The organism is Dechloromonas denitrificans, assembly GCF_020510665.1.
In the GTDB taxonomy this organism is placed as follows: domain Bacteria; phylum Pseudomonadota; class Gammaproteobacteria; order Burkholderiales; family Rhodocyclaceae; genus Azonexus; species Azonexus denitrificans_B.
This window is the reverse complement of record NZ_CP075187.1, coordinates 2,797,145-2,815,496: the sequence shown is the minus strand read 5'-3', so window position 1 is coordinate 2,815,496 and position 18,352 is coordinate 2,797,145. Positions and strand designations below refer to the sequence as shown.

Sequence of the window (18,352 nt, the reverse complement as noted above, 5' to 3'; positions counted from 1 at the left end):
GGAACTCCTTATAAGTCACTTTAAGTCTTTAAATTCCCCCTTTGATTTATAAGGGAAAATTTTCAATAAAATTACCTTGCGAAGTGCGGCTAAGTCCTTGTTGCATAAGAAAAAATCCCAATTTTTCTATTGACTGGTGAGGTTCGTTGCTCTAAAGTGGGTAAACGTGTTGAAAAGTGGGTAAACGGGGGGCGACGCAGGGATGTTTGAAGGGGCTACAGCACTCAGTCTGGATGCAAAGGGGCGGCTTGCCATACCGGCAAGGTATCGCGAGCCCCTGCTTGCGGCCGCTGAGGGTTCGCTCGTCCTGACGGCGCATCCACATCGCTGCCTGCTGCTTTACCCGTCGCCGGCCTGGCAGCCGATTCGTGACCAGATTCTCAAAGGCTCAAGCCTCAATCCGGCGATTGCTTCGATCAAGCGCGTGCTGGTCGGTAATGCACGTAGCGAAGAGCTTGATTCGGCTGGGCGCATCCTGGTTGCCAATGAGTTGCGCGAATACGCCAACCTGGGCAAGACGGTTTATCTGGTCGGCATGGGCTCGCATTTCGAAATCTGGAGCGAGGCCGGCTGGAAGGCTCAGAACGACATGGCCGCCGAGGCGCTGTCGAGTGGCGAGTTGCCGCCCGGCTTCGGGGATCTGGTGCTGTGAGCGCGGGTAGCACCCACGTCACGGTGCTGCTCGAAGAGGCGGTAGATTCCCTGGCGATCAAAGCGGATGGCGTCTACATGGATGCCACTTTCGGGCGGGGCGGCCATAGTCGCCGCATTCTTTCCTCGTTGAATGAAAAGGGTCGCCTTGTCGCGGTCGACCGCGATCCTTATGCAATTGCTGCCGGGGCGGCGATTGCTGATTCACGTTTCCAGTTGGTTCATCGTGCCTTTGGCGAAATCGGCGAAGCAGCTGCCGAGGCCGGGGTGCGCGGGGTCGATGGAATTTTGTTTGATGTTGGGGTGTCGTCGCCGCAGATCGACGACGGGGAGCGCGGCTTCAGCTTCCGCCAGGATGCGCCGCTCGACATGCGGATGGATACGACGCAGGGCGAGACGGCTGCCGAATGGCTGGCGCGTGCCGAAATAAGAGATATTACGGAGGTTATCAGGAACTATGGCGAAGAACGGTTTGCTTTCCAGATTGCAAAGAAGGTTGTGGCTGCTCGGCTCGAACAACCAATTGTCACAACAGGTCAGTTCGCGGCCCTCGTACGCGAGACCGTGCGCACCCGTGAGCCAGGGCAGGACGCGGCGACGCGCAGCTTTCAAGCTCTACGGATTCATATCAATCAAGAGCTCCGCCAGCTGGAGATAGCCCTGCCGCAGGCCCTGGAGCTGTTGCAGCCCGGTGGCCGGCTGGTGGTGATTTCCTTCCACTCGCTGGAAGATCGCATCGTCAAAAACTTCATGCGCGAGCAGTCGACCGCAGACAATCTGCCGAAGAACCTGCCTTTGCGCGCCGATCAGTTGCCGAAGCCGAAATTGCGTCTGATTGGCAAGATGATCAAGCCCTCGGCGGCCGAAGTTGCTGCCAATCCGCGGGCGCGCAGCGCCGTGATGCGGGTTGCTGAAAAAATCTGATGGTTCGCTTCAACATGGCCCTTCTCCTGATCGTCGTCATTTGTGCGCTGGGTGTCGTCACCTCGCAGCATCGGGCGCGCAAGCTCTTCCAGGATCTGGAGGGTGAGCAGGAGCGGGCGCGGCAGCTGGATGTCGAATATGGCCAGTTGCAGCTTGAGCTGTCGACTTGGGCGACACATCCGCGGATCGAGAAGATTGCTCGTGATCGCCTGCATATGGTGACGCCGGATGCGACGGGTCGGGTTGTGCCGCCCAAGTTGGTGCCGGCAGTCAAGGTCGCCAGGCCGGCGCCGAAAAAGGCGGTGCACTGATGGTCGTGCGTCGTCGTCCGCAGCGCGGTCATCGCTTCACCGAAAGCCCGGTCCTGCAATTGGCGTTGCAAGGCTGGCGTTCGCGTACGGTCGTGTTGCTGCTGATGCTCGCATTTCTGGCGCTGGTCGGACGTGCGTTTTACCTGCAGGTGATCAATAACGACTTTTTGCAGGAAAAGGGCGATTCGCGCTATCGCCGGGATATCGAGGTGTCTGCATCGCGCGGCAAGATCGTCGACCGTAACGGCGACATGCTGGCTGTTTCCACGCCGATGAAGTCGGTGTGGGCCATTCCGGGGGATGCGCGGACGATGAGTCTGCCGCAAAAACGTCAGCTGGCAGGTCTGCTGGATATGGCCCAGCGCGACCTGGATGGCAAGATCGGCTCGGATAAGACTTTTGTCTTCATCAAGCGTCAGGTGCCGCCGGAGACGGCAGACCGGATTGCCGCGCTGAAGTTGCCGGGTATTCACCAGGAAAAGGAATATCGGCGCTACTACCCGACTGGTGACATGACGGCCCACATCGTGGGCTTTACGGGCGTTGACGACAAGGGTCTTGAAGGGGTCGAGCTGGCCTTCCAGCAAAGCCTGCTCGGGCATGCCGGTAACCGGACGGTGATTCGTGACCGGCGAGGCAATATCGTCGAGGATGTCGGGGCGCTCAAGCCGCCGCAGGATGGCAAGGATGTCCGTCTGGCACTCGATTCGAAAATCCAGTACCTGGCATACAGCCACCTCAAGACCGCCGTCGAGACGAATAACGCCAAGGCGGGCGGGGCCATCGTGATTGATGCGCGCAGTGGCGAAATTCTGGCGTTGGCCAACTGGCCGACCTACAACCCGAACAATCGACAGAACCTGTCCGGTGCCCAGTTGCGTAATCGTGCCATCACCGACACCTTCGAGCCGGGGTCGGTGATGAAGCCGTTTACTGCCGCCCTGGCGCTTGAAAAAGGCAAGGTTCGCTTTGATACCATCATCAATTGCGCGCCGGGCCGGATGACGATTGGTAGCGCGACCATCTCCGATGCCCATCCGCACGGCGCCCTGAGTGTGGCGCAGGTTATCCAGAAATCGTCGAATATCGGCACCGCCAAGATTGCTCTGGGTTTTCCACCCAAGGAAATGTGGGAAATGTTCGACAGCATCGGTTTCGGTCAGGCGCCGAATCTGGGCTTTCCGGGCGAAGTGAATGGCCGTCTGCGTCCCTGGAAGAACTGGCGTCCAATCGAGCAGGCGACGATGTCCTACGGTCACGGTATTGCCGTCAGCCTGGTTCAGTTGGCGCGCGCCTATACCGTTTTTGCCCACGATGGCGAGTTGATGCCCTTGTCGCTGGTCCGGGTTGATGAAGCGCCTGTGCGGGGCGTCCGGGTTTTTTCGCCGCAGACCATGCGTGAAGTGCGGGCCATGCTTGAAATGGCGGTGCAGCCGGAAGGTACCGCCCCGAAGGCGCGCGTTCCCGGCTATCGCGTCGGTGGCAAGACCGGGACGGCCTACAAGGTCGAAGGCGGCGTTTATGCCCGCAAATATGTTGCTTCGTTTGTCGGCGTCGCGCCGATCAGCGAGCCGCGTCTGGTGGTTGCCGTGATGATTGACGAGCCTTCGGGTGGCGCCCACTACGGTGGCGACGTGGCTGGCCCGGCTTTTTCCCAGATTGCGGGTGGTGCATTGCGCACCATGGGCGTTCCTCCTGATGCACCGTTGCAGGTGCCTGATGCCAATGGCGGAAAGAGTACCCTGTGAGTACGCCGCGTGAAATTCTTGATCGTCTGGAGAGCTTGGGCGTTGTGCCCCGTGGCGTTGCCGACGATAGCCGCCAGGTGGTGCCGGGCGATATCTTCCTGGCCTATCCGGGCGATCTGGCCGATGGTCGTCGTTATATCGACAACGCTATTGAGCGCGGTGCTGTTGCCGTCGTTTGGCAGCCGGGCGACGGTTTTGCCTGGAATCCGGCGTTGACCGTGGCTAACCTTGCCGTCGATGCCTTGCGCCCGCTGGCTGGACCGCTGGCGCATGCCGTTTATGGGCATCCGAGCGAAGGGTTGTCGCTGATTGCGATTACCGGGACCAACGGCAAAACAACGATCAGCCAGTTTGTCGCACGCGCTTACGCCAAGCCTTGCGCCGTGATCGGCACCTTGGGTGCCGGGTTTCCGGGAGCGTTGGTTGAAACCGGGTTCACGACGCCGGAAGCAACGACCTTGATGCGCTACCTGGCCGATTTCCGCGAACAGCGCGCGGCCGCTTGTGCGCTTGAAGCCAGTTCGATCGGTATCGAAGAAGGACGGATGAATGGTGCGCGCGTCGATATCGCGATTTTCACCAATTTCACCCGCGATCACCTCGACTACCACGGCAGCATGGAAGCTTATGCCGCAGCCAAGGCCAAGCTTTTTGCCTGGCCGCGCCTGCGCACGGCGATCATCAATCTCGACGACGAACTTGGTTTGAAGCTGGTCCGTGAAACGACGGCGATGCGGGTTCTCGGCTACGCCATTGGTGAAGCCAAGCGCGACTTTCCGGCGCTGGTCCGGGCAGAAGAACTGGTTGAAACGCCGTTCGGCCAGCGCTTCATGCTGGTTTTGCCGAATGGTCGGGCGGTCGTCGATACGGCCCTGGTCGGGCGTTACAACGTCTCGAACCTGCTCGCCGTAGCCGCTGTGCTGCACGATGGCGGCATGCAGGCCGGCGAAGTGGCGCGCCGTATCGCCGAACTGACGCCGCCGCCGGGACGCATGGAGCGGATCGGTGGCCATGGCGAACCGCTGGTTGTCGTCGATTACGCACATACGCCGGATGCGCTGGAAAATGCACTGGGTGCCTTGCGCTCGGTGGCCGATGCGCGTGGCGGACGTCTGGTCGTGGTTTTTGGCTGTGGCGGCGATCGCGATAAAGGCAAGCGTCCGCAAATGGGCGGCGTTGCCGAACAGCGTGCCGACCATGCTCTGGTCACCAGCGACAACCCGCGCAGCGAAGCACCGCAGGCAATCATCGACGATGTGCTGTCCGGCATGACTGAGGCTGACGTTGAAGTCGACCGGGCCGTGGCCATCCGTCGTGCCATCCTCGAAGCCGATCAGCGCGATGTGATCCTGCTGGCCGGCAAAGGCCACGAGACCTATCAGGAAGTCGCTGGTGTGCGGACGCCGTTTTCGGATGTCGAGCAGGCTCAGGCAGCCCTCGCGCTGCGTCATACCATTTCCCAGGAGGTGAGCGCATGAACTGGCTGCTCTCGCAGGTTGCCAACGCAACGGGCGGTCGCATGATCGGCGCCGATGTTGCCCTGACCGGTATTTCAAGCGACACCCGCGGCATTGGTCCGGAACAGTTGTTCGTCGCCTTGCGCGGAGAACGCTTCGATGCGCACGATTTTCTGGCCCAGGCCGCGACCAGTGGCGCAGCCGCGTTGATGGTGGCCGATGCCAGCCGTGTGCCGGCCGGTATTTCGGCTGTCGTGGTTGACGATACGCGCCTGGCGCTTGGGCTTCTCGGCGCGGCATGGCGCGCCACGTTCGCTTTGCCGGTTCTGGCTGTAACCGGTTCGAACGGGAAGACGACGACCAAGGAAATGATTGCCGCCATTCTCAAGGCGCAATTCGGCGACGATGTGCTGGCGACGCGCGGCAATCTGAACAACGACATCGGCTTGCCGCAGACGCTGCTTGGCCTGAACGCCACGCATCGGGCCGCCGTCATCGAGATGGGCATGAATCATCCGGGCGAGATCGCCTATCTGGCGCCGCTCGGCGCGCCGAATGTGGCGCTGGTGACCAATGCCCAGCGGGCTCACCTGGAAGGCATGGGCGATCTCGATGAGGTTGCCCGCGAAAAGGGCAGCATTTTCACCGGCCTGCAGCCGAATGGCGTCGCCGTGATCAATGCCGACGATGCCTACGCTGCGTTGTGGCGCGCGATGGCCGGCGAGCATGCGGTTCGTACCTTCGGGATCGATCATCCGGCCGATGTCTATGGCAAGGTCAGCCAGCATGGTCTCGAAACCAGCCTTGAACTGATTGCACTGGAAGGCTCTGCCACTATCCGCTTGCGCATCCCCGGTCGGCACAACGCCGGCAATGCCGTGGCTGCCGCTGCCGCCTGCCTGGCTGCCGGAATCCCGCTGGCTGCCGTTGTTGCCGGGCTGGAAAGCTTCACCGGTGTGAAGGGGCGTTTGCAGCGTCGCGCCGGGAAAAAGGGCGCCGAAATCCTTGACGATACCTACAACGCCAATCCGGACTCAGTGCGTGCCGGGATCGACGTGCTGGCGGCCACCATCGGTCGCAAGCTGCTGGTGCTCGGCGACATGGGCGAAATCGGCGAAGCCAGTGCGCAATATCACGATGAAATCGGCGGCTACGCCAAGAGCCAGGGCATCGACCGGCTGTTCGCGCTGGGCGATGCGGCGCAGACCGCGGTTCGCAATTTCGGCGAAGGTGCCCGGCATTACTGCAATGTCGACAAGCTGATTGCTGCGGTCGACAAGGAATTGGGCGAAGAAACCACCGTACTGGTCAAAGGCTCGCGCTTTATGAAAATGGAGCGGGTGGCCGATGCCCTCGCTGCCGTTGCAACCCCAGAGGAGAAACACTGATGCTGCTGGCTCTGGCCCAATGGCTCGCGCAGGACGTTCGCTTTTTTAACGTCTTCAACTACATCACCCTGCGTACCGTGCTGGCCACGATGACGGCGCTGCTGATTTCCTTCGCCGCCGGTCCCGGCGTGATCCGCTGGCTGGCGGCCAAGAAAATCGGCCAGGCAGTGCGTACTGATGGCCCGCAGACGCATTTGGTTAAATCCGGTACGCCGACCATGGGCGGCGTGCTGATTCTGATCGCCATTGGTATCACCACCTTGCTGTGGGGCGATTTGACCAATAAATACGTGTGGACCGTGCTGATCGTCACGCTCGGGTTTGGCATCGTCGGCTGGTACGACGACTGGAAGAAAGTGGTTTATCGCGATCCGAAAGGCTTGTCGGCCGGCTGGAAGTATTTCTGGCAATCGGTGCTTGGCCTCGGCGCGGCGCTGTTCCTGGCTTACTCGGCCAAGTCCGGCGCGCAAACTGAATTGATCGTGCCTTTCTTCAAGACTGTGGCTTACCCGCTGGGCATCATTGGCTTCATCACGCTGACCTATTTCGTCATCGTCGGGACCAGCAATGCGGTCAATCTGACCGACGGCCTCGATGGCCTCGCCATCATGCCGACGGTGATGATCGCCGGTGCCTTTGCCATCTTCGCTTACGTCACCGGCCACGCCGTGCTCGCCAAGTACCTGTTCATCCCGTATGTGCCGGGGGCGGGCGAGCTGTGCATCCTGCTCGGCGCCATCGCCGGTGCCGGGCTCGGCTTCCTGTGGTTCAACGCCTATCCGGCTGAAGTCTTCATGGGCGACGTTGGCGCGCTGTCACTCGGCGCGGCGCTCGGTACCGTCGCCGTCATCCTGCGTCAGGAAATCGTGCTGCTGATCATGGGCGGCGTGTTCGTTGTCGAAACGCTGTCGGTGATGCTCCAGGTCAGCTACTTCAAATACACCAAGAAAAAATTCGGCGAGGGCCGTCGCATCCTGCGCATGGCCCCGCTGCATCACCATTTTGAACAAACCGGCTGGAAGGAAACGCAGGTTGTGGTCCGCTTCTGGATCATCACCATCATGCTCGTCCTGGTCGGCCTTTCTTCGTTGAAGCTGCGCTAATGGAACTTCGGGGCAAACGCGTACTGGTGATCGGGCTCGGCGAGTCCGGACTGGCGATGGCCAAATGGCTGCATCGCCAGGGCGCTGTCGTGCGCGTTGCCGATACGCGCGACAACCCGCCGAACGTCGAGGCACTGCAGGCCGTTGCGCCCGGTGCTGAACTGATCGCTGGCCCGCTCGGTGACGCAACGTTTGCCGGCATGGAGATTGTCGCCTTGTCGCCGGGCGTGCCGAAAGCGACGCCGGCGATTGCCGCGGTCGACCTGCCGCTGATCTCCGAAATCGAACTCTTTGCCGCCGGTGTCCGCGACCAGGTGCCTGCGTCGCAAATCATCGCCATCACCGGTAGCAACGGCAAGACGACGACGACGGCCCTGACCGCCCATTTGCTCAACGGTGCAGGTGTCCCGGCGATTGCCTGCGGCAACATTTCACCGTCGGCGCTCGACGCGCTGATGGATGCGCAGGATGCCGGCACCTTGCCGCAGGTCTGGGTGGTCGAGTTGTCGAGCTTCCAGCTGGAAACGACGCATCATCTGAATGCCGCTGCGGCGACGGTCCTCAATGTCTCGGAAGATCATTTGGATCGTTACGCCGGCAGCATGGCCGAATACGCCGCAGCCAAGTCCCGTGTCTTCCAGGGCAAGGGCATCATGGTGCTGAATCGTAATGACGACTGGTCGATGGCCAACGGGCGTTGTGGGCGCAAGATGGTTACTTTTGGTCTGGATGCCGCGCCACGCGCACTGGACTTCGGTCTGGTCAACGGGGCGATCACCCTCGGTAAAACAGCGCTTGTCGCGGTCGACGCACTGAAACTGGCCGGATTGCACAATGCCGCGAATGCCATGGCCGCGCTGGCGCTCTGCCAGGCAGTGGGTGTTGAGGTCGAGCGTCTGCTTGCCCCGCTCAAATCCTTCGCCGGCCTGCCGCACCGGGTTGAAACCGTGGCAGAAATCGGCGGTGTGATTTACGTCGATGACTCCAAGGGCACCAACGTCGGCGCAACGCTGGCCGCCATCGAAGGCATGGGGCGCAAAGTGGCCATCGTGCTCGGTGGCGATGGTAAGGGGCAGGATTTCTCGCCGCTTAAGCCGGCGCTGGAAAAGCATGGTCGCGCCGTCGCCCTGATCGGCCGCGATGCCGCTGCAATCGGCATGGCGCTTGAAGGCAGCGGTGTGCCGACCCGCATTCTCGGCGACATGGAAGCCGCTGTCCGCTGGTTGTCGGCCCACGCCGAAGCTGGTGATTGCGTGCTGCTTTCACCGGCTTGCGCCAGTCTCGATATGTATCGCAACTATGCGCACCGGGCGGAAGCCTTCATCGCTGCCGTGAAGGGGTTGTCAGCATGATGATCGGCGCGCTCGACGCTCCCCGTCGCCAAGTGGCTGAAATTGACTACGCCCTGCTGTGGAGCGTGCTTTTTCTGCTGTTCAGCGGCTTGATCATGGTTTACTCGGCCTCGATCGCGATTGCCGAAGCCGGCCGCTTTACCGGCCATCAGCCGGCCTATTACCTGGTCCGTCAGGGCATTTTCCTGTGTATCGGCCTGGTGGCCGCCGCCGTGACTTTTCAAGTGCCGCTGACCCTGTGGCAAAAATACGCCCCTTATCTTTTCATGATCGGTGCCCTGCTGCTGGCGATCGTGCTGATTCCCGGCCTGGGGCGCGATATCAACGGTGCGCGCCGCTGGTTGCCGCTCGGTTTCGTCAATCTGCAGCCTTCCGAGCTGATGAAACTGTTTGCCGTGCTCTATGCCGCCGATTACACCGTGCGCAAGATCAACGTCATGCATGATCTGAAGCAGGCTTTTCTGCCGATGTTCGGTGCGATGGTGATTATCGGCATGCTGCTGCTCAAGGAGCCGGATTTCGGCGCCTTCGTCGTGATCATCTCGATCGCCATGGGCATTCTTTTCCTCGGTGGCCTCAAGGCCCGCCTGTTCGCCATGCTGATCGTCGGCCTGCTGATTGCCTTTGCCGTGATGATCATCGTCTCGCCTTATCGCCGCGACCGGGTCTTCGGCTTCATGGATCCGTGGGCCGATGCCTTTGGGCGCGGCTACCAGTTGTCGCACTCGCTGATCGCTTTCGGACGTGGTGAACTGTTTGGCGTCGGCCTGGGCGCCAGCGTTGAAAAATTGTTCTACCTGCCCGAGGCCCATACCGACTTCCTGCTGGCCGTCGTCGCCGAGGAACTCGGCTTCTTTGGCGTGATCGCAATCATCGGCCTGTTTGCCCTGGTGGTGCAGCGCGCCTTTGCCATCGGTCGCCAGTGTGTCCAGTTCGACCGCCTTTATCCGGCGTTGGTCGCCATGGGCATGGGCATCTGGTTCGGCGTCCAGTCCTTCATCAACATGGGCGTGAACATGGGCTTGCTGCCGACCAAGGGCCTGACCCTGCCGCTGATGAGCTTCGGCGGTTCCGGCATCCTGGCCAATTGCGTGGCGCTGGCCATCCTTCTTCGCGTCGATTGGGAAAATCGCCAATTGATGCGCGGAGGCAAGCTATGACGCGGTGCCATGTGAATTCGCATCAGTTGGCGATTTCGTCGCAGGCTAACCCGTCGCAGCCGGTGTTAAGCGCGCAGCGCGGCCGTAGACAAAACCGGCTCCTCATGCGCGGAGGCAAGCTATGAGCAAGACACTGTTGGTCATGGCCGGTGGTACCGGTGGCCACATTTTCCCGGCGCTGGCTGTTGCCGAAAAAATGCGTCAGTCCGGCTGGCGTGTTGTCTGGCTGGGTAATCCGGACGGGATGGAAGCGCGTCTGGTGCCGCAGCATGGCTACGAAACGGTGTGGATCAAATTTGCCGCCCTGCGCGGCAAGGGGCTGATGCGCAAGCTGCTGCTGCCGATCAACCTGCTGCGCGGCTTCTGGCAGGCACTGGGCGCCATCCGCCGGGTCCAGCCGGATGTCGTGCTCGGCATGGGCGGCTACATTACCTTCCCCGGCGGGATGATGGCGGCGCTGCTTGGCAAGCCGCTGGTCGTGCACGAACAGAATTCGGTCGCCGGTCTGGCCAACAAGGTGCTGGCCGGTGTGGCCGACCGCGTCCTGACCGGCTTTCCGGAAGTGCTGAAAAAAGGCAGCTGGCTGGGCAATCCGGTACGTCCGGAAATCGCCGCGCTCAGCGGGCCTGAGGCGCGTTACGCCGAGCGGAGCGGCGCGCTGCGTTTGCTGGTGATCGGCGGCAGTCTCGGGGCCCAGGCGTTGAATGAAATCATTCCGCAAGGCATGGCTTTGCTCGGTGCCAACCAGTTGCCGCAAATCGTCCATCAGGCGGGCGAAAAACATCTCGATGCGCTGAAGGCCAACTACGCCGCGGTGGGTGTCGAGGCGCACTGCGTTTCATTCATCGAGGACATGGCCGGTGCCTACGAATGGGCCGATCTGGTTATTTGCCGTGCCGGCGCGTTGACCGTGGCAGAGCTGGCCGCGGTTGGCGTCGCGAGCATCCTCGTGCCCTTCCCGCACGCCGTGGATGATCACCAGACCGGGAATGCCAAATTCCTGGTCAATGTCGGCGGCGCTTTCCTGCTGCCGCAAACCGAAATGACGCCGGACAGCATTGCGCTGATCCGCAATTACAGCCGTAGCCAGTTGCGCGAAATGGCCATCAAGGCGCGCAGCCTGGCCAAGCCCGCTGCGACCGAGGAAGTCGCCAATGTCTGCGCGGAGATCGCGAAATGAAACATAAAGTCAAACATATCCACTTCGTCGGTGTCGGTGGCTCGGGCATGAGCGGCATTGCCGAAGTGCTCGCCCACCTCGACTACACCGTGACTGGCTCCGACCTGGCAGCCAGCGCGACGACCCGCCGCCTTGAAGGCGAGGGCGTCAAGGTGACGATTGGTCATGCGGCAGAAAATGCGGCGGGCGCCGATGCCGTGGTGATCTCGACGGCGGTCAAGGCCGATAACCCGGAAGTGATTGCCGCCCGCGAGCGCAAGATTCCGGTCGTGCCGCGCGCCCAGATGCTGGCCGAACTGATGCGCCTGAAGCACGGGATCGCCATCGCCGGAACGCACGGCAAGACCACGACGACCAGCCTGGTGACCAGCATCCTGGCCGAAGGCGGCGTCGATCCGACCTTCGTCATCGGCGGTCGGCTGAATGCGGCCGGCGCAAACGCCCGTCTCGGTTCCGGTGATTTTCTCGTCGCCGAGGCCGACGAGTCGGACGCATCCTTCCTTTTTCTGTCGCCCGTGGTTTCGGTGGTCACCAATATCGACGCCGACCACATGGAAACCTACGGCCATGACTTCGAGCGTCTCAAGGGGGCTTTCGTCGATTTCCTGAATCGCCTGCCGTTCTATGGCGTCGCCGTGCTGTGCGGCGAAGATCCGAATGTGCGCGCGATCATGCCGCAGGTGCCGAAGCAGATCATTACCTACGGCCTGAGCGATGCCTGCAATTTCTACGCTGAAAACATCGTCGCCGCCGATGGCCAGATGCGCTTCGACTGCGTTCGGGTCAATGGCTCGGTGTCGCGCCTGTCGATCACGCTGAATCTGCCGGGTATCCATAATGTGCTGAATGCCCTGGCGGCGATTGCCGTGGCGACCGAGGTGCAGGTGTCCGACCAGGCCATCGTCAAGGCGCTGGCCGAGTTCAAGGGGGTTGGCCGCCGCTTCCAGCGTTACGGCGAAGTCGCGCTGCCGGCCGGTGGTCGCTTCACCTTGGTCGATGATTACGGTCATCACCCGGTTGAAATGGCCGCGACGCTGGCTGCCGCCCGCGGTGCTTTTCCCGGTCGTCGCCTGGTGCTGGCTTTCCAGCCGCATCGCTACACGCGGACGCGCGATTGCTTCGAGGATTTCGTCAAGGTGCTTGCCACGGTCGACGTGCTTTTGCTGGCCGAAATCTACGCCGCCGGCGAAGCGCCGATTGTCGCTGCTGACGGTCGCTCGCTGGCCCGCGCCTTGCGTGTTGGCGGCAAGGTTGAACCCGTATTTGTTGAAGATATTGCGGCCATGCCGCAAACGATCATGGATGTCGCCCGCGATGGCGACGTGGTGTTGTGCATGGGCGCCGGTTCGATCGGTGCTGTGCCAGGCAAGGTGGTGGAGTTCAAATGAGCGGTTTTGGTAAAGTCGCAGTCCTCTTCGGCGGAACGTCCGCCGAGCGCGAGGTCTCCCTCAACAGCGGTTCGCGCGTATTGGCCGCCTTGCAGGGCCAGGGCATCGATGCCCATCCCTTCGATCCGGCCGAGCAGCCGCTCGATGCCCTGAAAGGCTATGACCGTGCCTTCGTCGCCTTGCACGGTCGACATGGTGAAGACGGCACAATCCAGGGCGCGCTCGAACTGATGCACATCCCTTATACCGGTTCCGGCGTCATGGCTTCTGCTTTGGGTATGGACAAGTTCCGCACCAAGTTGCTGTGGCAGGCTGCGGGCTTGCCGGTGCCGGATTACGCATTGCTGACGGCGGACTCCGATTTTGCCGACGTCGAGGAAGAGCTTGGTTTGCCGATTTTCGTCAAGCCGGCCCACGAAGGCTCTTCGATCGGTATCAGCAAGGTCAAGGAACACGACACGCTGCATCTGGCCTACGCCGAAGCCGCCAAATACGACTCGCTGGTGATTGCTGAAAAGGGCGTCATGGGCGGCGAGTACACGGTCGGCATTCTGGGTGACCAGGCACTGCCGATCATCAAGATCGAGCCGGCCTCCGAGTGGTACGACTACGAAGCCAAGTACAACCGCGACGACACCCGTTATCTCTGCCCCTGCGGCTTGCCGGAAGCCAAGGAAATGGAAATCCGCAAGGGCGCGCTGGAAGCCTTCCGCATTCTCGGCGGCCGCGGTTGGGGGCGGGTTGATTTTCTGATGGACGAGGCGGGTAACCATTACTTTCTCGAAGTGAATACCGCACCGGGCATGACCGATCATTCGCTGGTTCCGATGGCTGCCCGTGTGGCGGGCATGGAATATCCGGCATTGGTGCGTCGTGTGCTCGAACTGGCTACCAACGACTGAGACGCCACATGTGGAATAAACCGCACCTGCTGACTGCAATCGCCGACCTGCTGATTCTCGCAGCGTCGGCTGCATTGCTGGCGGCGGGTGCTGTCTGGCTGGTTCGCGTGCCGTCCTTGCCGGTGCGTCAGGTGGTTTTTGCCGATTCGCTGGCGCATACCCGCCGGATCGAAATCGAGCAGGTGTTGCCGGCGGTGATGAAGGGCAATTTCTTCAGCATCAATCTGGATCAGGTGCGTGCCACGCTTGAAAAGCTGCCTTGGGTGCGGCGCGTTGAAGTGCGTCGGATCTGGCCGGAAAAGCTCGAAGTGAAGGTTGAGGAACATCGTCCGGCGGCACGCTGGGGCGAGGCGCGTGGTGAGTTGGTCAACTCCTACGGTGAGGTTTTCTCTGCCGTGCTGGCCGAGAGCGAGACGACCGCTTTGCCGCTGCTTTTCGGGCCGCAGGATACCGCGCCGGAAGTGTTGAAGCGCTATGGCGAGTTTGTCGCCAATTTCAAGGTGCTCGGTGAGCGGCCGGTGCAGGTCACGCTGTCGCCGCGCCTGGCCTGGCAGTTGAAGCTGGAAAACGGAATGGTGGTGGATATCGGCCGGGAACAGCCGAAATCGCCGGTAGGCGTGCGCTTGCAGCGATTTATCGAAATTTATCCGGAGGCTGTCGCCAAGCGTGCGAATCGGCCGGCGGTCGTGGATTTGCGTTATCCGAATGGCTTTGCCATGCGGATGGCCGGTGAAGTGAAGGGAAAGTAATCAATGAGCAGGGATAACAAGGATTTGGTCGTCGGGTTGGATATCGGCACTTCGAAAATCGTCGCGCTGGTTGCCGAAATCAACCAGGAAGGCAGCCTTAATGTGATTGGCATGGGTTCGCAGGATTCACGCGGCCTGAAAAAAGGTGTCGTGGTCAACATCGAGGAAACCGTGCATACGATCAGCCGCGTCGTGCAGGAAGTCGAGCTGATGGCTGATTGCAAGGTCAAGGATGTGTATACCGGGATCGCCGGCAGCCACATCAAGAGCTTCAACTCGAACGGCATGGTCGCGATCAAGGACAAGGAAGTGACGCCGGCCGACATCGACCGCGTGATCGAAACCGCCAAGGCGATGCCGATTCCGGCCGATCAGGAAATCCTGCACATCCTGACGCAGGAATTCGTCATCGACGGCCAGGACGGCATCCGTGAGCCGATCGGCATGAGCGGCATGCGCCTCGAAGTCAAGACGCACATCGTGACCGGTGCCGTTTCTGCGGCCCAGAACATCGTCAAGTGCGTGCGTCGCTGCGGTCTGGAAGTGAATGATCTGGTGCTGCAGCCGCTGGCCTCGAGCTACGCTGTGCTCTCCGAAGATGAAAAGGATCTCGGCGTCTGCCTGATCGATATCGGCGGCGGTACGACCGATTTGGCCGTGTGGACGCAAGGTGCGATCCGTCATACCTCGGTGATTCCCATCGCCGGCGACCAGATCACCAACGATATCGCCATGGCGCTGCGCACCCCGACGCGCGAAGCCGAAGACATCAAGTGCAAGTACGGCTGCGCCCTGTCGCAGCTGGCCGATGCGGCCGAGACGATGGAGGTTGCCGGGGTCGACGACCGCCCAAGCCGTAAATTGAGCCGTCGTGCGCTGGCCGATGTGATCCAGCCGCGCGTCGAGGAACTGTACGAACTGATCCAGAACGAACTGCGCCGCGCCGGTTTCGAGGAGGTTCTTTCCTCCGGCATCGTGCTGACCGGTGGTGCCAGCGTCATGCCGGGCATGGTCGAGCTGGGCGAAGAAATTTTCCACATGCCGGTCCGTCTGGGCAATCCGAAGTATTCGGGCAGCCTGGCCGATGTCGTGCAGAGCCCGCGCTTTTCAACCGCTTTCGGTCTGCTGCTTGAAGCGCAGGCCCAGCGTAAACGGGGCCAGAAAATTCAGGACAAGCAGGGCATCAAGGATGTCCTGGTCGGTATGAAGTCGTGGTTTGCCAAGAATTTCTAAACAATTTTTAACGGTTTTTCAGAGGAGGTAGTCATGTTTGAGATCATCGAGAAGGACGAAGAAGTCGGCACGATCATCAAAGTGTTCGGGGTCGGCGGTGCCGGTGGCAATGCTATCGAGCACATGATTCGCGAAGGTGTGAACGGCGTTGAATTCATTGCCGCCAACACTGACGCACAAGCACTCGGCCGCAATGCGGCGTCGAGCAAGTTGTCGCTCGGCGAGAGTGGCCTGGGTGCTGGCGCCAAGCCGGAAAAGGGCCAGGAAGCGGCCATTCAGCATCGCGAAGACATCCGTGCCGCACTGCAGGGCGCGCACATGGCTTTCATCACGGCCGGCATGGGCGGTGGTACAGGTACCGGTGCCGCACCGGTTGTGGCTGAAATTGCCCGTGAAATGGGCATCCTGACGGTCGGCGTCGTGACCAAGCCGTTTAGTTTCGAAGGCAACAAGCGGATGAAGTCCGCCGAAGCCGGTATTGCTGAATTCTCCAAGCACGTCGATTCGCTGATCGTCATCCTGAATGACAAGCTGATGGAAGTCATGGGCGACGACGCCGATGTCGACGATTGCTTCAAGGCAGCTGACGACGTGCTGAAAAACGCCGTTGGCGGTATTGCCGAAATCATTACCTACCCGGGTCTGGTCAACGTCGACTTTGAAGACGTCCGCACCGTGATGGGCGAAATGGGCCGTGCGATGATGGGTTCTGCCGCTGCCGCCGGTGTCGACCGCGCACGCATCGCAGCCGAACAGGCCGTGGCTTCGCCGCTGCTCGAAGGTGTCAATCTGTCCGGTGCCAAGGGCGTGCTGGTCAATATCACGGCAGCCAAGGGCGGCCTGAAGATGAAGGAAGTCAACGAAGTGATGAACACCGTCAAGGCATTCGCTGCTGAAGACGCACACATCATCTTCGGCGCGGTCTACGACGAATTGATGGGCGATTCGCTGCGCGTCACCGTTGTTGCCACCGGTCTCGGCCAGGCCGTTGCCGTGCGCAATCGCCAGACGTTCGAAGTGATCAATACGCCAGTTATGGCCGCTACCGGTACGCACGATGCCATCGGCTTCTCGAGCAGCCCAGCCATCGATTACAACCAGATCGCCGATGTCCCGGCTGTTGTGCGCAAGCGCAATGTGACGGTTGAAGCGCTGGCCAACAGTGGTGTCGACCGTTACGACATCCCGGCATTCCTGCGCAAACAAGCAGACTGATCGCTTGCCACTTCTCTGAAAAAGGCGGCGGCGCGTTGTGTTACAATGCGCCGCTCCCCTAATTATTCAAGCACTTGCATGCTCAAGCAACGCACGCTCAAGACAGTTATTCGCGCCTCAGGTGTTGGCCTGCACGGCGGTGTCAAGGTCAATATGACCCTGCGCCCGGCTGCGCCCGATACCGGCATCGTCTTCCGTCGCGTCGATTTGCCGGAGCCCGTTGATATCCCGGCCCGTGCCTTCATGGTGGGTGATACGCGCATGTGCTCCTGTCTTGAAAAGGACGGGGTGAAAGTCGGCACCATCGAACACCTGATGTCGGCCTTTGCCGGTCTCGGTATCGACAATGCCTGGGTGGACCTGGATGCGCCGGAAGTGCCCATCCTTGACGGTTCGGCTGCGCCGTTCGTTTTCCTGATCCAGTCTGCTGGCATCGAGGAACAGAACGCGGCCAAGAAATTCATTCGCGTTACCCAAACAATTGAAGTTCGCGATGGTGACAAATGGGCCCGTTTCGAGCCTTATGATGGTTATCGCCTGGCTTTTTCCATCGTTTTCAACCATCCGGCGATCGACAAATCGGCCCAAAAGGCTGAAATCGATTTTGCCGAACAGTCCTACACCCGTGAAGTGGCCCGGGCGCGCACCTTTGGTTTCATGCAGGAAGTCGAATACCTGCGTGAAAACGGTCTGGCGCTGGGTGGTGGCCTCGAAAATGCCATCGTGCTTGATGAGTTCCGTGTGCTGAACCAGGATGGTTTGCGCTACGGCGATGAGTTCGTCAAACACAAGATTCTCGACGCTGTCGGCGACCTCTATCTGCTCGGCAGCCCGCTGCTTGCCGCCTATTCGTCGCACAAGGGCGGTCATGCGCTGAATAACCAGTTGGCTCGTGAGCTGCTGAATCACCAGGAATCCTGGGAGTTCGCAACTTTCGAACAGGCTGAAAACGCCCCGGCCGGTGTGACGCGCTGGCTGAACCAGCCCGCCTGATTCCGCAGGAAAATCGCCGAACTCCCGCTGTCCCCGATAGCGATGCCTTGAGCTTGTTTGGCCGAGACTTCGACGTACGCCAGGCTCTTGCCTGAATTGTTTTCCTGAGATTTTTTCGGCCTGCCGTGTGCGGCTGAAGCCCTGCGATGTGGCCGTTATTCCCGTTTTGCCGAACTCGCCAGCAAGGCATCGATTGCCGCACGCAAAGAGCCTTTTGGCATGTTTTCTGCCGTCGACCGCAGCACCTCGCAAGCCGTTCTGGAGAGTGGCTTTTGCGTTGAAGGTGTTGATTGGAAAAGATTTTCGCGGGGTTGAACTTTTACTTCGAGCTCGTTACACTGCGCCCCACCTTTGCATAACTCGCTGCATAAACGCTGGCTCATCTGGCGGATTTTGGCAGCGACCGCGCCATTATCGGCGTGGATAACAATCTTCCCCGACTTGTAATTGGCAACGCGTGCAGCGTGGCGAAACCCCGCCGGGGCAATCGCTTCGAAGCGGCGCGAGAGCTTGAGCAACAGGCGTGCGTGAGCCATCAGCCGGCTGGCGTTGGCGTCGCTGTCAAGGTAGTGCTCAGGCCCGTTGTACATGGAGGAGT

General features: G+C 60.7%; 17 protein-coding genes. 16 read left to right on the top strand and 1 reads right to left on the bottom strand.

Translation table 11 applies throughout. From position 1 onward, the window contains the following. Positions 1–202: 202 nt before the first annotated feature. The 16 genes from mraZ to lpxC all read left to right on the top strand — a co-directional run bounded on the left by mraZ (position 203) and on the right by lpxC (position 17,754). The gene (mraZ, locus tag KI614_RS13315) at positions 203–652 is read left to right on the top strand and encodes a division/cell wall cluster transcriptional repressor MraZ (RefSeq protein WP_203467522.1); all 450 of its coding nucleotides are present in this window, start codon (positions 203–205) and stop codon (positions 650–652) included. Continuing rightward, positions 649–1,575, top strand: coding sequence for a 16S rRNA (cytosine(1402)-N(4))-methyltransferase RsmH (gene rsmH / locus KI614_RS13310; protein WP_226406157.1), 927 nt, complete (start codon positions 649–651; stop codon positions 1,573–1,575). Before mraZ ends, rsmH begins: the two co-directional genes overlap by 4 nt. After that, positions 1,575–1,886 (top strand): cell division protein FtsL, encoded by a 312-nt coding sequence (ftsL, locus tag KI614_RS13305; protein WP_226406156.1) that lies wholly within the window; start codon positions 1,575–1,577, stop codon positions 1,884–1,886. The genes rsmH and ftsL overlap by 1 nt, the downstream gene beginning before the upstream one ends. After that, a complete protein-coding gene (locus KI614_RS13300) occupies positions 1,886–3,634 on the top strand; it encodes a peptidoglycan D,D-transpeptidase FtsI family protein (RefSeq protein ID WP_203467519.1) in 1,749 nt (582 codons plus the stop codon). Before ftsL ends, KI614_RS13300 begins: the two co-directional genes overlap by 1 nt. Further along, positions 3,631–5,112, top strand: a complete 1,482-nt coding sequence (locus KI614_RS13295) for a UDP-N-acetylmuramoyl-L-alanyl-D-glutamate--2,6-diaminopimelate ligase (protein WP_226406155.1) — start codon at positions 3,631–3,633, stop codon at positions 5,110–5,112. Before KI614_RS13300 ends, KI614_RS13295 begins: the two co-directional genes overlap by 4 nt. After that, positions 5,109–6,479, top strand: a complete 1,371-nt coding sequence (locus KI614_RS13290; RefSeq protein WP_413464156.1) for a UDP-N-acetylmuramoyl-tripeptide--D-alanyl-D-alanine ligase — start codon at positions 5,109–5,111, stop codon at positions 6,477–6,479. Before KI614_RS13295 ends, KI614_RS13290 begins: the two co-directional genes overlap by 4 nt. Beyond that, positions 6,479–7,582, top strand: coding sequence for a phospho-N-acetylmuramoyl-pentapeptide-transferase (gene mraY / locus KI614_RS13285; RefSeq protein ID WP_203467516.1), 1,104 nt, complete (start codon positions 6,479–6,481; stop codon positions 7,580–7,582). Before KI614_RS13290 ends, mraY begins: the two co-directional genes overlap by 1 nt. Beyond that, entirely contained in the window at positions 7,582–8,934 is a 1,353-nt protein-coding gene (gene murD / locus KI614_RS13280; protein WP_226406154.1) for a UDP-N-acetylmuramoyl-L-alanine--D-glutamate ligase, read from the top strand. The genes mraY and murD overlap by 1 nt, the downstream gene beginning before the upstream one ends. Then, entirely contained in the window at positions 8,931–10,094 is a 1,164-nt protein-coding gene (ftsW, locus tag KI614_RS13275; protein ID WP_203467514.1) for a putative lipid II flippase FtsW, read from the top strand. The genes murD and ftsW overlap by 4 nt, the downstream gene beginning before the upstream one ends. 121 nt (positions 10,095–10,215) lie before the next feature. Further along, positions 10,216–11,274 (top strand): undecaprenyldiphospho-muramoylpentapeptide beta-N-acetylglucosaminyltransferase, encoded by a 1,059-nt coding sequence (murG, locus tag KI614_RS13270; protein ID WP_203467513.1) that lies wholly within the window; start codon positions 10,216–10,218, stop codon positions 11,272–11,274. After that, on the top strand, positions 11,271–12,662 hold the full coding sequence (gene murC / locus KI614_RS13265) for a UDP-N-acetylmuramate--L-alanine ligase (RefSeq protein ID WP_226406153.1): 1,392 nt from the start codon (positions 11,271–11,273) through the stop codon (positions 12,660–12,662). The genes murG and murC overlap by 4 nt, the downstream gene beginning before the upstream one ends. Beyond that, the gene (locus KI614_RS13260; RefSeq protein WP_203467511.1) at positions 12,659–13,564 is read left to right on the top strand and encodes a D-alanine--D-alanine ligase; all 906 of its coding nucleotides are present in this window, start codon (positions 12,659–12,661) and stop codon (positions 13,562–13,564) included. The genes murC and KI614_RS13260 overlap by 4 nt, the downstream gene beginning before the upstream one ends. 8 nt (positions 13,565–13,572) lie before the next feature. Beyond that, on the top strand, positions 13,573–14,313 hold the full coding sequence (locus KI614_RS13255) for a cell division protein FtsQ/DivIB (RefSeq protein WP_226406152.1): 741 nt from the start codon (positions 13,573–13,575) through the stop codon (positions 14,311–14,313). Between the two features lie 3 nt (positions 14,314–14,316). Then, complete coding sequence (gene ftsA, locus KI614_RS13250) at positions 14,317–15,546, top strand: cell division protein FtsA (protein WP_226406151.1); 1,230 nt, start codon at positions 14,317–14,319, stop codon at positions 15,544–15,546. Positions 15,547–15,579: 33 nt separating this feature from the next. After that, positions 15,580–16,761, top strand: coding sequence for a cell division protein FtsZ (gene ftsZ / locus KI614_RS13245; RefSeq protein WP_226406150.1), 1,182 nt, complete (start codon positions 15,580–15,582; stop codon positions 16,759–16,761). A 78-nt stretch (positions 16,762–16,839) separates the two neighbouring features. Then, complete coding sequence (lpxC, locus tag KI614_RS13240; RefSeq protein WP_203467507.1) at positions 16,840–17,754, top strand: UDP-3-O-acyl-N-acetylglucosamine deacetylase; 915 nt, start codon at positions 16,840–16,842, stop codon at positions 17,752–17,754. A gap of 155 nt (positions 17,755–17,909) precedes the next feature. Here the strand turns inward: lpxC and KI614_RS13235 are convergent, their stop codons facing one another. Beyond that, positions 17,910–18,344 carry a DciA family protein gene (locus KI614_RS13235; protein WP_226406149.1) on the bottom strand — a complete coding sequence of 145 codons (435 nt, stop codon included), beginning with the start codon at positions 18,342–18,344 and terminating at the stop codon, positions 17,910–17,912. Positions 18,345–18,352: the final 8 nt, after the last annotated feature.

Excerpts from the sequence above, each read along its gene's own strand:
- mraZ (WP_203467522.1), top strand. The coding sequence starts at position 203 with ATGTTTGAAGGGGCTACAGCACTCAGTCTGGATGCAAAGGGGCGGCTT.
- ftsL (WP_226406156.1), top strand. The coding sequence starts at position 1,575 with ATGGTTCGCTTCAACATGGCCCTTCTCCTGATCGTCGTCATTTGTGCG.
- KI614_RS13300 (WP_203467519.1), top strand. The coding sequence starts at position 1,886 with ATGGTCGTGCGTCGTCGTCCGCAGCGCGGTCATCGCTTCACCGAAAGC.
- KI614_RS13290 (WP_413464156.1), top strand. The coding sequence starts at position 5,109 with ATGAACTGGCTGCTCTCGCAGGTTGCCAACGCAACGGGCGGTCGCATG.
- mraY (WP_203467516.1), top strand. The coding sequence starts at position 6,479 with ATGCTGCTGGCTCTGGCCCAATGGCTCGCGCAGGACGTTCGCTTTTTT.
- murD (WP_226406154.1), top strand. The coding sequence starts at position 7,582 with ATGGAACTTCGGGGCAAACGCGTACTGGTGATCGGGCTCGGCGAGTCC.
- ftsW (WP_203467514.1), top strand. The coding sequence starts at position 8,931 with ATGATGATCGGCGCGCTCGACGCTCCCCGTCGCCAAGTGGCTGAAATT.
- murG (WP_203467513.1), top strand. The coding sequence starts at position 10,216 with ATGAGCAAGACACTGTTGGTCATGGCCGGTGGTACCGGTGGCCACATT.
- murC (WP_226406153.1), top strand. The coding sequence starts at position 11,271 with ATGAAACATAAAGTCAAACATATCCACTTCGTCGGTGTCGGTGGCTCG.
- KI614_RS13260 (WP_203467511.1), top strand. The coding sequence starts at position 12,659 with ATGAGCGGTTTTGGTAAAGTCGCAGTCCTCTTCGGCGGAACGTCCGCC.
- KI614_RS13255 (WP_226406152.1), top strand. The coding sequence starts at position 13,573 with ATGTGGAATAAACCGCACCTGCTGACTGCAATCGCCGACCTGCTGATT.
- ftsA (WP_226406151.1), top strand. The coding sequence starts at position 14,317 with ATGAGCAGGGATAACAAGGATTTGGTCGTCGGGTTGGATATCGGCACT.
- ftsZ (WP_226406150.1), top strand. The coding sequence starts at position 15,580 with ATGTTTGAGATCATCGAGAAGGACGAAGAAGTCGGCACGATCATCAAA.
- lpxC (WP_203467507.1), top strand. The coding sequence starts at position 16,840 with ATGCTCAAGCAACGCACGCTCAAGACAGTTATTCGCGCCTCAGGTGTT.
- KI614_RS13235 (WP_226406149.1), bottom strand. The coding sequence starts at position 18,344 with ATGTACAACGGGCCTGAGCACTACCTTGACAGCGACGCCAACGCCAGC.